This window comes from Streptomyces sp. NPDC045026 (assembly GCF_056432625.1).
In genome coordinates, this window is the sequence record NZ_JBWKIS010000017.1 from 104,867 (window position 1) to 119,691 (window position 14,825).

A 14,825-nucleotide genomic window follows, 5' to 3' on the forward strand; every position below is an offset into this window, starting at 1 on the left:
CGTCAGGACTGTGATGCGTTCACTGATGTTCGTAGCATCAACATTCATTGTTTCGCGGGGATGTCTCGGGCGTTTACGCCCTGGACCAGTCAGAGCGCTTCGCGGATCACCGTGGTACAGCTCACCGCTCGCCCGCCCTTGAAGACAATCCGGTCCGGGTACGAGGCCCCGACGGCCCCGGAGAGCGAGTCAGCCCGTACGGCGAGGAGGTCGGCGATCGCACCCTCGTACGGCCCTGCGGCGGGTAGCCCGAGGACCGTGCGGGCGCCGGCGGTCACCGCATGGACGGCCTCGCGCAGCGTCAAGTGACCTGCCGTGACGAGGAGTCCGGCGGTCTCCAACGGGTCGGCCCTGCCCACCGGGTTGAAGGGGTCGCGGATGTTGTCGCCGCCCCCGGCCAGGGGCACGCCCGCGTCCAGGAGGGCGCGTACGGCGGTCAGACCGCGCGGGGTGCGGGCAGGGGTATCGCGGCCCTGGAGGTAAAGGTTGGTGAGCGGCAGTGCGACGACCCCGATCCGGGATGCCGCCGCCTCCTTGGCGATCCGGGCGGCCTCGGCAGGGTCCAGACCGCCCAGTCCCACGCAGTGGCTGGCGGTCGCACCGTGGGCGAAGCCCCGGTCCCGTACCTCCTGGGCGAGCAGCAGCAGATCCTTCGGGTCCGGACGGAGATGCTCGTCCGCATGCAGATCGACACCGACGCCATGCCGCTCGGCGATGGTCAGGGCCCGGGCGACAGCGGCCTGCGGGTCGTCGGAGAGGTGCGGGCAGCCACCGAGCAGGTCGGCCCCCAACTCCAGCGCCTGGTTGAGGACTTCGTCGGGCGCCTCGACGTGCAGTACGGCGATCTGCAGCGCGACCCGCTCACTCAGCTCCGCGCGCAGCCGCAGCAGCGCCCGCAGCCCTCGGAGCGGATCGGGGCCGGGCAGGACGTCGGCGTGGGTGCGGACGGCAGTCGCACCATTGGCGACCAACTCGTCCAGGGCATGGCGGGCTCTGACCAGCACGCCCTCCTCCGTCACCTGCTCCGCATAGCCGTGCCAGGCGGCGACCGCCCCCGGCAGGTCGCAGGGCGGTGCACCGGCCAGGTCCCAGGTGAGGGCCTTGTCGAGGTGGGCGTGGGGTTCGGCGGGGGCGGCCAGCAGCAGGAAGCCGGAGAGGTCCATCTCCTCACCCGCGGAAGGGAGTTGACCGGCCCGCGCAACGGCCGAAACCCGCCCGTCCTCGATCAGTACGTCCCGGACCTGCCCTTCGGACAGCCGCGCCCCGCGCAGCAGCAGTGCCGTCGCCGTCATCGCACGTCCCCATTCTCCGGTGCGGTGAGTACCGCGAAGCCATCGAAGGCGTGCCACATCGCGGGCGCGCCGAACATGTCCTGGCGACGGACCGGGCGGGTCCGTCGGCGTGCCACCTGATCGAAAGCCTCGGCGACCCGTCCCACGAAGTAATGGCCCTCACGGTGGCGGAGGTTGTGTCCCAACAGGGCTGTTCTGACCGGGAGCTCGGCCAGTCGCCGAGTCGATGCGGCGAATGCGGGCACATCGGCGCCCGGCACATGGGCGAAGAAGGTGCCGCTGATCAGGGTGTCGCCGGCGAGGAGCTGGCCGCTCCCGGGCTCCCAGAGGCAGATACCGTCGGGCGAGTGCCCGGGGGTATGCAGGACGTGCAGCCTCCGGCCGCCCAGATCGAGCTGCTCCCCTTCCCTGAGCAGCCGGGTCGGGCGCACCGCGTCGATACGCCACTGGGTCAGTTCGGGGACGGGCCGCACCTCGATCCGCGAGTCGGTGAGGAAGAAGCCCTCGGCGGAGAGTGCGCTCAGCTCGATGTAGCGCTGTCGCATGTCCTGGGCTATGTGCTCGTACGTCTCGAGCCACTCGCGCGGCGCGGGCTCGCCGTGCAGGTCTGCACCCGCCTCGTGGACGGCGAAGTCCTTGGCCTCGCCCACGAGCGAGGCGTTGCCACCCCGGTGGTCGTAGTGGTGGTGGGAGTTGACGACGAGCAGCGGCAGCGAGGTCAGCGCGCGCACCTCGCGCCCGATGTCCCCGATGCCCATCCCGGTGTCGTACAGCAGGGCGAGGTCGTCGCCCACGACGAGATAGCTGTTGACGTGCCCGGGCTCGGCGATGAGGAAGGTCCCGGGTCCGGTCTCCCGTACCGAGAACCAGTCGCGCCCGCTCATGCGCCGATGCCGTGGTAGCGGCGGGCTTGGTGGACGAGAGCGCTGAACCCGCCCTGGCCGGGGATGATCTCCTCGATGTCGGCTATCAGCAGCAGGTGGTCCCCGGCCGCCACCTCTTCCCGTACACGGCACAGCACGGCGTACGCACTCTGCGCGAGCAGCAGCGGCACACCTCCCTCTCCCGTCGTCCACTCCAGCCCGGCGAATCGGTCGACGGCCGGATCGGCGAACCGCCGCGAGACGGGTTCGCCATCCGCGGCAAGTATGTTGAGGGCGAACCTGCCGCGGCCCTGGAGCAGCGGCAGGGTGCGGCTGCCGCGCCGGACACCGATCGCGATCAACTGCGGCGCGCGGCTGAGGCTCATCACGGCGGTGCTGGTGAATCCGGCAGGTGTGCCATCGGCCGCGGCGGCGGTCACGACGCAGACGCCGCCCGCGAGGGCGGCCATGGCATCGAGGAACCCGGCCGTGGCGGGTCGGTCGGCGGTGGTCGCGGTCATTCGGGCTCCTCGCCTAGAATGTTCGTCACATCAACATTGAGCGTAAGAGACATGTGTTTCGCGGGAGTAAACCCCACTCCGAAGTGACCGCTTAGGATTTCCGCCATGGCAGACCGCCCCACCGAAACCCCCGCCGATCCGGACCAGCAGCTCGGCAACGCGATCCGTCGGCTACGCAAGAAGCGCGGCCTCACCCTTGTCCAACTCGCGGGCAGCGCAGGCCTTTCGCACCCCTTCCTCAGTCAGCTGGAACGCGGGCTGACCCGCCCGAGCATGCCCTCGCTGCACCGGATCGCCCAGGCGCTCGGCACCACCCAACAGGCCCTGTTGGCGCACTCGGCAACCTTCCCCGCCGACATCCATGTCGTACGGGAAGGGACCGGCACCCCCGTCGCCAACAGCGGCGGCTCGGCCCGGATGCTCGGAGCACCCCAATTCGCCGTCCATCCGGTCGAATACACGGGAGGACCCACCGACTTCGAGGAGTACTACGACCACCCGGGCGATGAGTTCCTCTATGTGACACACGGCGCGATCGAGGTCGACCTACTGGGCCCCGGCGGCCGCGAACTGCACCGCCTCCACGCCGGTGACAGCCTGCTCTACCCAGGCGGAACCCCGCACCGCTGGCGGGTTCTGGAGGATCAGGACCCCTCCGGGGTGCACATCCTCACCGTACAGAACGCCCCTCGCTAGAACGCCGAGCAAAGAGCGACAGTTGTAGAGGTCGTTCAGTCGGCTCGACCACGGACCTGCGCTATGGGACGTATTCCGCCGGGGTGGTGGACGTCGGCCGAGTCTGCTTCTCTGCCACCGCCACTGCCTCGTCGTCCGCCGTGCGTGCCGGGCGGGTCCGGTTGAAGGCCAGGTTCAGCCCGAACGCGATCAGGGTCGCGCTCGTCACCGGTGAGCCCAGCACGATGCGCACACCGTCCGGGAAACGGGAGTAGAGGTCCGGTGCCACATCGGGCGCCAGGCCCACGCCGATCGACACGGCGACGATCAGCAGGTTTTGCGTTCCCTCGAACTCGACCTTCCGCAGTGTGCTGATGCCGACGGCAGCGACCGTGGCGAACATGACCAGTCCCGCCGCGCCCACGACCGGTCCGGGCAACCCGGCCACCACCGCCCCCAGCTTAGGAACAAGGCCCAGGACAACCAGGATGGCGCCCGCGACGGTGGCCACATGGCGGCTGCGCACCCGGGTCATCGACACCAGGCCCACGTTCTGGGCGAAGACGGTGTCGAGGAAGGCGTTCATCACTCCGCCGAGTACCCCGGACAGGCCGTCGGCGGCCAGCCCACGTGCCATGTCAGCGGTCGTCAGCTCCTTGCCGGTGAGTTCGGCGACCGCGATCAGGTCCGCGGTCGACTCGGCGAACAGGACCAGCATCACGACACACATGGAGATGACCGCGACGGGCGGGAACTCGGGCGCGCCGAAGTGGAACGGAGTGCTCACCCCGATCCAGTCGGCGCCACGGGCGGCGGACAGGTCCACCAGACCCAGCGGTACCGCGACCGCCGTACCGGCCAGCAGCCCGAGCAGGACGCCGGTCTGGGCCAGAAAGCCCCGGCCGAACCTCGCCACCAACAGGATCACGATGACGACGAGGGCGGCGAGTGCGAGGCGCGACGGCGCCGCGTAGTCCGCCGCTTTGGGATCGCTGCCGACGACGAGGTTTACGCCGACACCGATCAGCGCCAGGCCGACCACAGTGATCACCACACCGCTCACCAGCGGCGGGAAGAAGCGCGCTGCCTTGGCGAACGGCCAGGCGACGAGCAGGCCGAAGATCCCGGCGGCGAGCATCGAACCGTATACGGCCTGGAGCCCGTACTCACCGGCGATCAGGATCATCGGCGTCACAGCGGTGAAGGCCGCGCCGGCCATCACGGGCATGCGGACGCCGAGCACCCGCCCGACGCCCGCGCCCTGAATCATCGTGACGACGCCCGCGACCAGCAGGTCCGCGTTGATGAGCAGAGCGATGGTCGAGGCATCGAGTCCTGCGGCCGCGCCGAAGACGAGCGGCACCGTGACACAGCCCGTGTACATCACCAGAACGTGCTGGAGACCCAGCACCGCGAGCCGCCCGAACGGCGCCAGCTGCTTCGCGGACATCATCACAACAGTCCCCTTACCGTGCGAAGTTGGCGGCGATGCGCTGCTGGATGTACTGCTCCGCCGTGATCGGCGGATACCGGCCGTCCGGCCCCTCGATCACCACGTCGCGGTCGGCCTGGGCGAAGAAGGCGATGCTGTAGCGGGCGCCTCGGTCCTCGCCGGGACCCGGTGACTTGACCCGGTGGAAGTTGGACGGAAGCCGGTCGTCGCTCCACCGCATCAGCATGTCGCCGATGTTGCAGGTGATGGCGTCGGCCGAGGGCGCCACGGGCGTCCACTCCTGGGCCTCGGCCTCTTTTCCCGGGCACACCTGCAGCCCGCCCTGCCCGTCCCGCTGGAAGAGCAGCGTCAGGCAGTCGAAGTCGGTGTGCGCACCGGCCCGCCACACGTTCGGGTCGGGCTCGGCCTCCTCGGGGATCGCGAAGTAGTGCAGCATTCGCAGGGTGGACTGGTGGTGCCTGCTCCGAGGGTCATGGGCGCGGATGAAGAAGTCGCCGGCGAAGCCCAGCTTGTCGGCGAAGCAGGACAGGACCCGCATCGCCACCTCGCGGCAGCGCGTCTCGAAGTCGAGGGCGCGCAGCCGGAATTCGGGCAGGACGTCGTCGGGCCACAGCCCCTCCATGTGAGGGCGGGTGACCTGGTACGACTCCTTCTGGTCCGGTGTCCCGACGGACGGCCTGACCTGGGTCATGGACTCCCACCCGGAGTTGAGGCCCTTCTTCAGCCCATGCCGGGCCTTGTGGGCCTCGGGCAGCGCGAAGAATGCCTCGGCGTTCGTGAACGCCTCGTCCACCAGGGCCTGTTCGATGCCGTGGTTAACCAGCTGGAAGAACCCGATGTCCGTGGCCGCCGCCCACAGCTCCTCGGTGATCTCGGCCTTGCGGGCCTCGAAGTCGGAGAGGTCGATGCGGCGGATCTCCCGGGCCGTGGTCTCGGTTCCGGCCCCGCCCATGCGGGTTTCCTTGTCGAGTTCGGCGAGGCCGTACGTCGATCGGGGCGTCGTGTGCGGCACAGCACGCGTCGTGATGTCGTTCATCGCGGCAAGTACTCCTGAGTACGTCGGAGTGGTGTTCTCCGAGTCCTACGAGGTGCAGTCACCGCCCCTGCACCCCCACCGCGGACACTCAGAGGTCCGCGGGCACGGTCGACCTCGGACCCGTCCGTGGGCCCGGCGCCGTGGGCTGGCATACGCCCCGTCGACAAGGGCCATGCGCGATGAAGTCAGCCTGGCGGCACCGTGTTTCATCCGAGAACCAGTTCTGTTACTGCGGCAGCACGTCCACGACGAACGGCGACGTGGGTGTGGCGGCAGTACGGCCGAAGTCGGGGCCATACCCCAGATGCTGTGCTCGGCGCCGCCCGCCTGTCCCGCTCGCAAATACGATTCCGGCTCTGGCGTGCAGCTTCTCCACGCGGGGCAACGGCCTCCACGGCGCCTGGGATGATCCTTCGATGTCGCTGTCGATCGTCACCACGCTGGTCCGGAATCTGATCAAGGTGCCCGCTGCCGTGTTCCGCAGCCACCTGGCCAAGGATGCGGAGGTGTTGGCGTTGCGGCACAACAACGCCGTGCTGCGCCGCCAGATCGCCCGGGTCCGCTACGAGCCCGCCGACCGGATCTGGCTCGCCGTCCTCTCCCGGCTCGTCCCGCGGGAGCACTGGCGTCAAGCCTTCGCAGTCACCCCCACCGCACTGCTGCGCTGGCACCGACGACTCGTTGCCCGGACGTGGACTTTCCTCCGACACTGCCGCCCGGGCAGACCCTCCACCGCATCCACCGTCAAACAGCTCATCCTGCGCCTGGCTCGGGAGAACAACAGCTGGGGCCACCGCCGGATACAAGGCGAACTCGCCCGCCTCGGCCACCCGATCGCCCCGTCCACCGTATGGGAGATCCTGCATTCCTCGGGAGTTGGCCCCGCCCCGCAGCGCTCCGGCTCCACCTGGCGTCAATTCCTCACCACCCAGGCCCACGGCATCATCGCCGCCGACTTCCTGCACCTCGACACCGTGGCGCTCAAGCGCCTGTACGCCCTGATCTTCATCGAACACGGCACGAGACGCCTCCACCTCGCCGGCGTCACCGCCCACCCCACCGCGCAGTGGACCACGCAACAGGCCAGGAATCTCGCCATGACACTGGGGTGCCGGATGGACTGGCTGCGCTACCTGCTCCGGGACCGGGACAGCAAGTACACCCGCGCCTTCGACGCCATCTTCGAGGCCGACGACGTGGAGATCCTGCTCAGCCCGCCGCCGGCGCCCAAAGCGAACGCGATCTGCGAGCGAGCCGTGGGCACCCTACGCCGCGAGCTCCTCGACCGGATCTTGATCTACAACGAGGCCCACGCCCGAGCGGTCCTGGCCGAATACATCAGGCACTACAACGGGCACCGTCCCCACCAGTCCCGGCAGCAACTGCCCCCGGACAGCGCCGAACCAGCCACCCCCGCCACCGTCACCGAACTCCAGGCCCACCGCCTCCGGAGACAACGCCTCCTCGGCGGCCTGATCAACCAGTACCAGAGAACCGCCTGACCGAACGGCCTCGCCGCAGCTCAAGCATCGAATCGTATTTTCGAGCGGCACACCCTGACATGGAGGCCGCCGCAAGAGTCAGCACCATCGTCAACACCGGCCTGACGAACCGCGGGCTCCTATCGCGGCAGGCTCCGGTTCGGGATCGACGGCCTCCGCGGACGCGCGGACAGCTGCCGGTACGTCAGATCAGACCTTCCGAGACGAGCCGGTAGTACACACCTGCCGGAGAGTGCAGCCATCGCTTTCCGTAGCCAGTGACGGCGTCGGCTTTTGACTTGTCTCATGAGACACGGGATGCCTCACAGCCTCGGCCAAGGAAGTGCGGTCGTCATTGGTCCGGCCAGAGCACGATTGGGGAGCGACCTCTGATGTTCCTCAAGACATGGTCTGCCCGACGAGGGAGCGGGCAGATCTGGAGCAAGGCACGTGGTCTCGGGTCTTGGGGGGCGGTATGCGGATTCCTGTTCAGCATCGGGTACGCCCGATCTCGTGGTGGTGGGCTGTGCTGGCGGCTGCTCTTGTCGCAGGGGCGGTCGCGCTCACTATGTGGGCGATGCTTGCGCAGACCAATTCTCTGCAGGGTGACCAGCGCACCACGGCTCGGATCGACGCCATCAAGACAGCCCTGACGGTCGGAGCAGGCACCGGCGGTGCGGCCGCGCTGCTGCTGGCGCTGCGCCGGCAGTGGCTCAGCGAGCACACGCATATCCGGCAGGAGGCCGCCGACACGATCGCCGAGTTCGATGCGACCGAGCGGCGTATCACCGAGCTGTACACGGCGGCGGCGGGGCAGTTGGGCAGCGATAGCCCGTCGGTGCGCCTCGCGGGCCTGTACGCGCTCGAGCGCCTGGCCCAGGACCACCCCACCCACCGGCAGACCATTGTCAACGTGCTGTGCTCGTATCTTCGCATGCCGCTTCTTCGGATCACGAAACTCGAGCTGCTGGCCCGCGCGCAGGGCGAAGCCCCAACCTCCGCTGAGCGGCGAGCTGCCAAGCTTGCTTATCAGGAGACACGGGCTCAGCGCGAACAGGAGCTCGTTGTACGAGGGGCAGTGATCGAAATCCTCTCCCGTCATCTTCGTACCGCTCCTGTCGACGGCGCGTTCCACCAGGATGCTCCACAGCAGTACTGGCCAGGCATCGACCTCGACCTGAGCGGCGCCGAGCTGTACGGGGTGGACTTCTCTACCTGCCGCATCAGGGTGGCCAACTTCGCAGGAGTCACGTTCAAGGATGGCGCGAACTTCGCCTTCGCTGAGTTCACTGACCACGTCTACTTTCACCGCGCCGTGTTCTATGACACCGTCACGTTCCGGGGCGCCTGGTTCGGGCTGCGGGCCGTGTTCATGAGCACCACGTTCCAGCAGCGGGCCGACTTTCACGCGACGACCTTCACGGGGATGGTGATATTCCACAACGTCGCCGCCCACGGCAAGCTCACGCTCAAGAACGCGCGTGCCAGCACGGTGTTCAGTACAAACTGGGGGACACAACGTGAGTGGGCGCAGGGATGGGCCGAACGCCCGCTTCACGCAGGGGAGGACATGCCCGACGTCTCCCGCCGCACACGGTCGGCCGTGCCCGTGTACCCGATCGCTGAATGGCACCGGGTCGTGAGAACCCGCGGCGGGCCATAGCCAGGGGTCGGATCTTGGTCGCGGCGTTCGTGGGTCCGAGGACTGATCACCGCCGTTGTGGCTGGTGACAGGGTTCTTACCGGCACCCATACTCGTGGAACAGTCTTCCAGTATGGGGTGGGGGTGCGTCGGAACACGAGACAACCTCACGTGTCTGGAGAACCGTCGAACTTGATCGCGTACCACCAGCCCTCGCCGCGGGCAGCGTCGCTACGGCCTCGGCGAGCGCGACAGCGACGGGGTATTCCACAGGGCCAGCCTGCGGCGCCCGAACCCAGGGCGCCCGCTCGGGCCAGCAGGCGCATCTCATCAGCGACGCCGACGAGTTCAACGGTCCGCTCGAACACCGTGTCGCCGCCGTACATCTCGATTACGGAGCCGGCGTGCCGGAGTCGGACGAAGATCGCTGCAACGCTGGCGTACTCCTCCGAGCGCTCGTCGTGGCCGGGCGGCTTCCACGTCCACCGCCGCCACCAGGGACGCCCGCTGCGGTTGAAGTGCGCCTCCATGAACATGATCTTTCCTTCGAGTTCGAGTGCGTTGGTGATCAGCTAGGCGTAAGCGTGCGCCGGAGCGGACGCCATCCAGTTCTGGTCGGCGTTCCGGGCCTGGGACCACGCTGCTGTCAGTGGCGTCCGCCTGAGCGTGAGCGCCGCTGGCCTGCATGCGGGCACCGAGCAGGGTGCCCAGGGCGCCGACGGCGACACCACTGATCCCTACTGCAGCCTGTCCCGCGTGAAAATCCCGGTTCGGCCGGCTGGTCTGGGCCGTTTCCCTGCGAGGGTGGAGCCGACACGAGGATGATCGGAGTCCATGCGGTGGTCGCTGGGCAACGGCCAAGGAGGTCGAACTGCTGGTGCTACGGCACCAGATCGCCGTCCTGCAGCGCCAAGTGCCCGCGACACCTGGTCCTCCTTCCTGCGCACCCAGACCTCCGGGCTGCTGGCCTGCGACTTCTTCCACGTGGACACCACGTTCGGCCGACGCCTGTACGTCCTGTTCGTCATGGAGGTCGCCATGCGCCGCGCGCATATCCTCGGCATCACCGCACACCCCAACCGGGACTGGGCCACCCAGCAGGCCCGCAACCTGACAATGACGCTCGAGGATCGGGTGGACCGCTTCCAGTACTTCCTGCGTGACCGGGACGGCAAGTTCTCCGACGCCATCGACGCCGTCCTCACCGGCGCCAACCTTGTGGGTGCCAGAAACCTCGTCCCCGCTGGTCAGGTCCCGCAGGGGCGTGGTCGTGAGTTCCTGCCAATCGCCGGTGATAGGGGCGCCCTCGGTGATTGCCGGGCAGCTCCGGCCGGCGCCGGGATGATCCGGTGCTGATGCGACTGCCCTACATGGCCCTGACAAGCATGTTCACCTTGATACGGCTCCTACCGATGAGTGACCGGGACAAGGACGCTGAGATCATGGCACTGCGCCACCAACTCGCCGTACTACAACGGCAGATCGACAAGCCGAAGCTCACCTGGCCAGACCGCGCGCTGCTCGCCGCCCTCCTCCGCCACCTCCCACGGATGCAACTTCGTGGCCTTCACTTGATCGTCTCCCCCTACACGGTGCTGCGCTGGCACCGCGACCTGCTGCGCCGGCGCCATGCCAAGGCCTCCCGCCCCAGGCGCTCCGGTCGACCGCGCACCATCCGCTCCGTCCGAGTCCTGGTGCTGAGGCTCGCCGGAGAGAATCCCAACTGGGGATACAGACGCATCCACGGCGAGCTCGTCGCCCTCGGAATCACGGTCGCCGCCTCCATCGTGTGGAACATCCTCAAAGAACACGGCATCGACCCCGCACCCGAGCGCCACCACACCACCTGGACCACCTTCCTGCGCTCCCAAGCCCACGCCATCCTCGCCGCCGACTTCTTCGAGACCAAGACGCTGACCGGTGCGACCCTGTACGTCCTCGCCGTCATCGAACACGCCACCCGACGCGTGCGGATACTCGGCGCAACCGCACACCCGACCGCGGACTGGGTCGCCCAGCTCGCCCGCAACACAGTCATGGACCTCCACGACGCAGGAACCAAATTGAAGTTCCTCATCCGCGATCGGGACGCGCGCTACCCGGCCACCTTCGATGCCGTCCTACAAGCCGAAGGCATCGAAGTCGTCCAGACCGGCATCCGTATCCCCAGCATGAACGCAATCATGGAACGCTGGGTACGAACTTGCCGGTCCGAACTCCTCGACCGCACCCTCATCTGGAACCAGGCCCATCTACTCCACGCACTAAGCGAGTACGAGCAGTTCTACAACGGGCGCCGCCCCCACCGCACCCTCAAAAGCGCCGCTCCCCTACGCCCACTGCCCGAACCGATCACCGAACCTGATCGGCTCGCCCGCCTCGACATCCACCGAAACGACCGCCTATACGGCATCCTTCACGAGTACCAGCATGCGGCGTGACCAGCGCGGACGTAGTTCTTGGCACCTACAACGCCTGTCCGGGGCCGAATGAATGCACCGTGCTGGACCGACGCCTGGTGTGAACCGCAACGCGGTGCGGGCGCACACCACGAGCCGTGAAGGCGCTACAGGTGCTGACTCAACGACTTGGCCAAGTGCGTGTGCGCCGGGCCAAGGCCCCGCAGTTGCCTGATAGTGCGTCGCGGATCGTAGGAGTCGGGCTTGACCAGTGGGCGGGTGCGGGCGCCCGCCATGGCAGGGGTCAGAAGGTAGTTGGTGGTGAGCACGGTAGCCCCATGCGCCAAAAGGAACTCCAGTACACGCAGTTGCTTGCCGCTGTTGCGGGACAGACGGCTGAGTGCTGACAGCGGAACCAGTTCAGCGAGGCCCTCTTTTACCTGCCGCATCATGGACATGAGTGCCTGATCAAAGCGCGGATCAATCGCCGAAGCGACCACGGCCTGACCACGTGTGAACCCTGTGACGCCCGTAGCTTCCTTCGCCTGGACCATCTCCTCCATGCGGGGGAGCTGGGGTGATGGCCCGTCGGGCATGGCATAGGGGCGTTCGGTATCCGCGTCCGATGCCATCATGTCGGACAAGGCGGTCAGGCACGCCCAAGCACGGGGAAACATGATGTTGAATCCGGCGAACGCATTGTTCTTGACCGGCGCGGCAGGCCCTTGGAGGTGCTCGGCCAGCGGGCCGACGGCAGCCTCTGTGATAGCTGCAATGTGCTCGTCACCGACCGGCCCACCCAACGCATGGAAGTCCTCTAGGCGGCTGTTGCGCACAGCCACGACGACGGCCGCTCGCAGCCAGACCGGCTGCGACAGAGGCCGATGCTGGGAGACCTCCTCGATGAACGGCGTCACCAGTACGTCGAAGTACGGGGCAGGCAGCGCAGCCAGCATCCGCGCACGGCCTGCCACATCGGCGGCAACCACCTGTGCATCGCCAGCGCCCACTCCGGCCTCGATCAGCAGCCTGCGCAGAGTGGTGCGACAGAATCCGCGTACGAATGCACTCTCATCGGCACTGCCATCAGCTGTGGTCGACATGGCGACAGCCCCCGTTCCTGATCACCTTGCTCTTCCCCGGAAACACTGTAGGAGTAGTGACAAGCAGCGCGGGCCGAAAGCGACAACCTCGCGTTTCTGAACGTACGGCACCCACCTTTGACGCGGTCACCAGCGCGAGGAGCGCGGCCCGGACGTCCGAGGTCGACTGCGGCGTGACGTCACCGTCCGAGCACTTTGTGCCTGTCCGCCGGCGCCTCCTGCGCCATGTACCGCCAGGCAGCAGAACACCCGGTCCCCACACTGTCCCAAGAGGCTCTGGCCATCGTGCAGTCCCGTCCCGGCTTGGAGGAACTGCGTGAGCGGATTTGGAAGCTGGACAAGCGGGCCCTTCAGAGCGAACGGCTCCGACTGGCCAAGGCGTTGCACTCCAACGTACGCCTCCCCGAAGAGGACCACCGGCGAGCCGCATTACTACTGCCGTCCGACGATCCGGCCACGCAAGGCCGGCGAGCCATGGGCCTGCCCGGCCCCAACGACGGACTCGGTGACCCGGCTCGCCTCCGCGGGCTCGGCGTGCTCCTGGCCGCAGTGGACGCGGCCGTGCTCGATCTCCCTGTTACCACATCAACCCCACTAGCCTCGCTCGCCCGCCCGCGAGGAAGACGGACCATTGCATCAGGAGACGACGACTCTCCGAGAGCGAAGAAGGAAGAGCCTCCCCTCTGCAACGTCCAAGACGCCGCGAAGCGCCTCGGCATTTCAGGTCGAGCCGCGCGCGTCGTACCGGGAGCGGGCCTCGCCTGGGTTATAGCTGGTCGCGGAATACCGTGCGGCGGCAGGCGGCGCTTCGAGGACCGTCACCACCCCTGCATCACTCAGCCACCCTGGCGACGCGGAGGTCGATCGTGGTAAACGGCAACCACTGGAGGGCTGTCGGGCCCTCCGAGACCGGCTTCGAGACCGCTCAAGGGAAATTCACGGTCGGCGCCCGGATCAGCGGCGTCGAATCGGGACTGGAGGCGACCTGCGAGGACAGCGGCCACGGTGTGACCGGAACCGGGAGCGGAATGGGCATGGCCGGCGTCCGCGGGATCTCGGAGAGCACCAACGGCAACGGAGTTCTGGCCGAAGCCCACAAGGGTGATCAGGCGTACGGCCTGTGGGCCAAATCGCACGAGGGCTACGCCGGCTACTTTGACGGGGCCGTGCGCGTGAACGGGAATTTCGAAGTGCTCGACGGTCTCAAGAGCGTCGCGGTTCGCAGGGACGACGGGACGCACCGGCTCCTGTACGCGGTGGAGGCCCCGGAGAGCTGGTTCGAGGACTTCGGCTTCGGGCGGCTCATCGACGGCCGGGCCCACGTCGCTCTGGACCCGGAGTTCGTCTCGGTCATCGAAGACGGCCCGTACCACGTCTTCCTGACGGAGTACGAGGCCGCGAGCGGGCTCTATGTGAGCGACCGGACCGCTGACGGCTTCACCGTCCTCGCGACCGCGGGCGGTGATGTTCGCAGCGAGTTCAGTTACCGGGTCGTGGCCAGGCGCGGGGATCTCCGGCCCGAGCGGTTCGCCGTCCGGCGCGACGCGTCGGACGCCAAGCGGGCCGCTCTCTTTGAGGCCTCAAACTTTGAGGCCTCGTCGTCTCCGAGGAGCGAGGACCGGGCCTAATTCTGTTCTTCGGCCTTCGTGTCCCAGCTCGCGTCCACGCCGCCGAACACGGAGAGGGCTCGCTCCGTCGGCCGGCCGAACAGCTGAGGGTGCAGGAAGAGTCCCTTCTCCTTCTCGGGTTTCTCCTCGTCGGCGGTGAGCGGGTTGGCCCTGGCCCAGCTGTCGCGGCGGACTCCGGTGATCTGCCAGCTGATGTCCTGCCCTTCGTCGCCGCCCGCGATCACGAAGGAGCCGTCGGCGAGCGGGCGGCCGATGTGCAGGTTCGGGGCCGGGGCGCCGACAGCGGTGAGCTGGTAGCGGAAGGACTCGTTCAACGCCTCGAACCAGTCCGGCAGTTCGACCGTGGCCCGGCCGTCGGCATCGAGCAAGACCGTGCCGTCGTAGACGTTCTTCATCTCCGAGGATCGCACCGAGGCGTGGACGAGATAATGCGTTTCGGGACGGAGGGGGTGGTCGATCCTGAGTTTGTTCGCGCCGTCGAGCACCGTTCCGGTGATCACGACGTCGCCGTTCAGGCAGGCCGCGTACTCCGATCCGCTCGCGACGACGCCGGCCGAAGCACCATGGGCGACAAGTCCGGGGCCTTGCGTGCTTTGGGCCTCGACTCCAGCGCCTTCCGTGCTGGTGCCTGAGACGCCCGGTCCCTTGGTGCCGGAGCCCTTGACGCCGGCGCTCGTACCGCCGCCGGTGCCATCCACCCCGACCCCCTGAGTACTGATGCCCGACACACCC

Annotated in this window: 13 protein-coding genes and 1 pseudogene; 6 read left to right on the plus strand and 8 right to left on the minus strand. The window is 67.8% G+C overall.

The genetic code is table 11. The features are described 5' to 3' along the window. Positions 1 to 89 precede the first annotated feature (89 nt). Genes AC07EJ_RS30050 through AC07EJ_RS30060 form a run of 3 tightly spaced genes read right to left on the minus strand, consistent with a single transcriptional unit; the run spans position 90 to position 2,676 of the window. Complete coding sequence (locus tag AC07EJ_RS30050; RefSeq protein WP_478885436.1) at positions 90 to 1,292, minus strand: amidohydrolase family protein; 1,203 nt, start codon at positions 1,290 to 1,292, stop codon at positions 90 to 92. Next, positions 1,289 to 2,176 (minus strand): MBL fold metallo-hydrolase, encoded by an 888-nt coding sequence (locus tag AC07EJ_RS30055; protein WP_389490454.1) that lies wholly within the window; start codon positions 2,174 to 2,176, stop codon positions 1,289 to 1,291. The genes AC07EJ_RS30050 and AC07EJ_RS30055 overlap by 4 nt, the downstream gene beginning before the upstream one ends. Beyond that, on the minus strand, positions 2,173 to 2,676 hold the full coding sequence (locus AC07EJ_RS30060; RefSeq protein ID WP_389490456.1) for a flavin reductase family protein: 504 nt from the start codon (positions 2,674 to 2,676) through the stop codon (positions 2,173 to 2,175). The genes AC07EJ_RS30055 and AC07EJ_RS30060 overlap by 4 nt, the downstream gene beginning before the upstream one ends. A gap of 105 nt (positions 2,677 to 2,781) precedes the next feature. Here AC07EJ_RS30060 and AC07EJ_RS30065 point away from each other — a divergent pair, with 105 nt between their 5' ends. Beyond that, entirely contained in the window at positions 2,782 to 3,372 is a 591-nt protein-coding gene (locus AC07EJ_RS30065) for a helix-turn-helix domain-containing protein (RefSeq protein WP_329567908.1), read from the plus strand. A gap of 61 nt (positions 3,373 to 3,433) precedes the next feature. Here AC07EJ_RS30065 and AC07EJ_RS30070 read toward each other — a convergent pair whose 3' ends face one another. Then, the gene (locus tag AC07EJ_RS30070) at positions 3,434 to 4,804 is read right to left on the minus strand and encodes a nucleobase:cation symporter-2 family protein (protein WP_478885437.1); all 1,371 of its coding nucleotides are present in this window, start codon (positions 4,802 to 4,804) and stop codon (positions 3,434 to 3,436) included. 13 nt (positions 4,805 to 4,817) lie between these two features. After that, positions 4,818 to 5,840 carry an isopenicillin N synthase family dioxygenase gene (locus AC07EJ_RS30075; protein ID WP_389490461.1) on the minus strand — a complete coding sequence of 341 codons (1,023 nt, stop codon included), beginning with the start codon at positions 5,838 to 5,840 and terminating at the stop codon, positions 4,818 to 4,820. 416 nt (positions 5,841 to 6,256) lie between these two features. On the opposite strand from AC07EJ_RS30075, the gene AC07EJ_RS30080 reads away from it, so the two are divergent. Continuing rightward, the gene (locus AC07EJ_RS30080) at positions 6,257 to 7,342 is read left to right on the plus strand and encodes an integrase core domain-containing protein (RefSeq protein WP_478885438.1); all 1,086 of its coding nucleotides are present in this window, start codon (positions 6,257 to 6,259) and stop codon (positions 7,340 to 7,342) included. A 556-nt stretch (positions 7,343 to 7,898) separates the two neighbouring features. Next, positions 7,899 to 8,984 (plus strand): pentapeptide repeat-containing protein, encoded by a 1,086-nt coding sequence (locus AC07EJ_RS30085; RefSeq protein WP_389490465.1) that lies wholly within the window; start codon positions 7,899 to 7,901, stop codon positions 8,982 to 8,984. A 146-nt stretch (positions 8,985 to 9,130) separates the two neighbouring features. Here the strand turns inward: AC07EJ_RS30085 and AC07EJ_RS30090 are convergent, their stop codons facing one another. Beyond that, positions 9,131 to 9,499, minus strand: a complete 369-nt coding sequence (locus tag AC07EJ_RS30090) for a hypothetical protein (RefSeq protein ID WP_389491595.1) — start codon at positions 9,497 to 9,499, stop codon at positions 9,131 to 9,133. A 298-nt stretch (positions 9,500 to 9,797) separates the two neighbouring features. On the opposite strand from AC07EJ_RS30090, the gene AC07EJ_RS30095 reads away from it, so the two are divergent. Then, positions 9,798 to 10,319, plus strand: a complete 522-nt coding sequence (locus AC07EJ_RS30095) for a hypothetical protein (RefSeq protein WP_478885439.1) — start codon at positions 9,798 to 9,800, stop codon at positions 10,317 to 10,319. Next, positions 10,313 to 11,404, plus strand: coding sequence for an integrase core domain-containing protein (locus AC07EJ_RS30100; RefSeq protein WP_478885440.1), 1,092 nt, complete (start codon positions 10,313 to 10,315; stop codon positions 11,402 to 11,404). The genes AC07EJ_RS30095 and AC07EJ_RS30100 overlap by 7 nt, the downstream gene beginning before the upstream one ends. Before the next feature lie 125 nt (positions 11,405 to 11,529). On the opposite strand, the gene AC07EJ_RS30105 is transcribed toward AC07EJ_RS30100, so the two are convergent. Further along, the gene (locus AC07EJ_RS30105) at positions 11,530 to 12,465 is read right to left on the minus strand and encodes a hypothetical protein (RefSeq protein ID WP_478885441.1); all 936 of its coding nucleotides are present in this window, start codon (positions 12,463 to 12,465) and stop codon (positions 11,530 to 11,532) included. Between the two features lie 788 nt (positions 12,466 to 13,253). Here AC07EJ_RS30105 and AC07EJ_RS30110 point away from each other — a divergent pair. Next, positions 13,254 to 14,093 (plus strand): hypothetical protein, encoded by an 840-nt coding sequence (locus AC07EJ_RS30110; protein ID WP_478885442.1) that lies wholly within the window; start codon positions 13,254 to 13,256, stop codon positions 14,091 to 14,093. Here the strand turns inward: AC07EJ_RS30110 and AC07EJ_RS30115 are convergent. Then, positions 14,090 to 14,825: pseudogene (locus tag AC07EJ_RS30115) on the minus strand (hypothetical protein); the annotation flags it as partial. The gene AC07EJ_RS30110 and the pseudogene AC07EJ_RS30115 sit on opposite strands and share 4 nt — an antisense overlap.

Excerpts from the sequence above, each read along its gene's own strand:
- AC07EJ_RS30060 (WP_389490456.1), bottom strand. The coding sequence starts at position 2,676 with ATGACCGCGACCACCGCCGACCGACCCGCCACGGCCGGGTTCCTCGAT.
- AC07EJ_RS30085 (WP_389490465.1), top strand. The coding sequence starts at position 7,899 with ATGCTTGCGCAGACCAATTCTCTGCAGGGTGACCAGCGCACCACGGCT.
- AC07EJ_RS30070 (WP_478885437.1), bottom strand. The coding sequence starts at position 4,804 with ATGATGTCCGCGAAGCAGCTGGCGCCGTTCGGGCGGCTCGCGGTGCTG.
- AC07EJ_RS30080 (WP_478885438.1), top strand. The coding sequence starts at position 6,257 with ATGTCGCTGTCGATCGTCACCACGCTGGTCCGGAATCTGATCAAGGTG.
- AC07EJ_RS30065 (WP_329567908.1), top strand. The coding sequence starts at position 2,782 with ATGGCAGACCGCCCCACCGAAACCCCCGCCGATCCGGACCAGCAGCTC.
- AC07EJ_RS30105 (WP_478885441.1), bottom strand. The coding sequence starts at position 12,465 with ATGTCGACCACAGCTGATGGCAGTGCCGATGAGAGTGCATTCGTACGC.
- AC07EJ_RS30050 (WP_478885436.1), bottom strand. The coding sequence starts at position 1,292 with ATGACGGCGACGGCACTGCTGCTGCGCGGGGCGCGGCTGTCCGAAGGG.
- AC07EJ_RS30090 (WP_389491595.1), bottom strand. The coding sequence starts at position 9,499 with ATGTTCATGGAGGCGCACTTCAACCGCAGCGGGCGTCCCTGGTGGCGG.
- AC07EJ_RS30095 (WP_478885439.1), top strand. The coding sequence starts at position 9,798 with ATGCGGTGGTCGCTGGGCAACGGCCAAGGAGGTCGAACTGCTGGTGCT.
- AC07EJ_RS30055 (WP_389490454.1), bottom strand. The coding sequence starts at position 2,176 with ATGAGCGGGCGCGACTGGTTCTCGGTACGGGAGACCGGACCCGGGACC.
- AC07EJ_RS30075 (WP_389490461.1), bottom strand. The coding sequence starts at position 5,840 with ATGAACGACATCACGACGCGTGCTGTGCCGCACACGACGCCCCGATCG.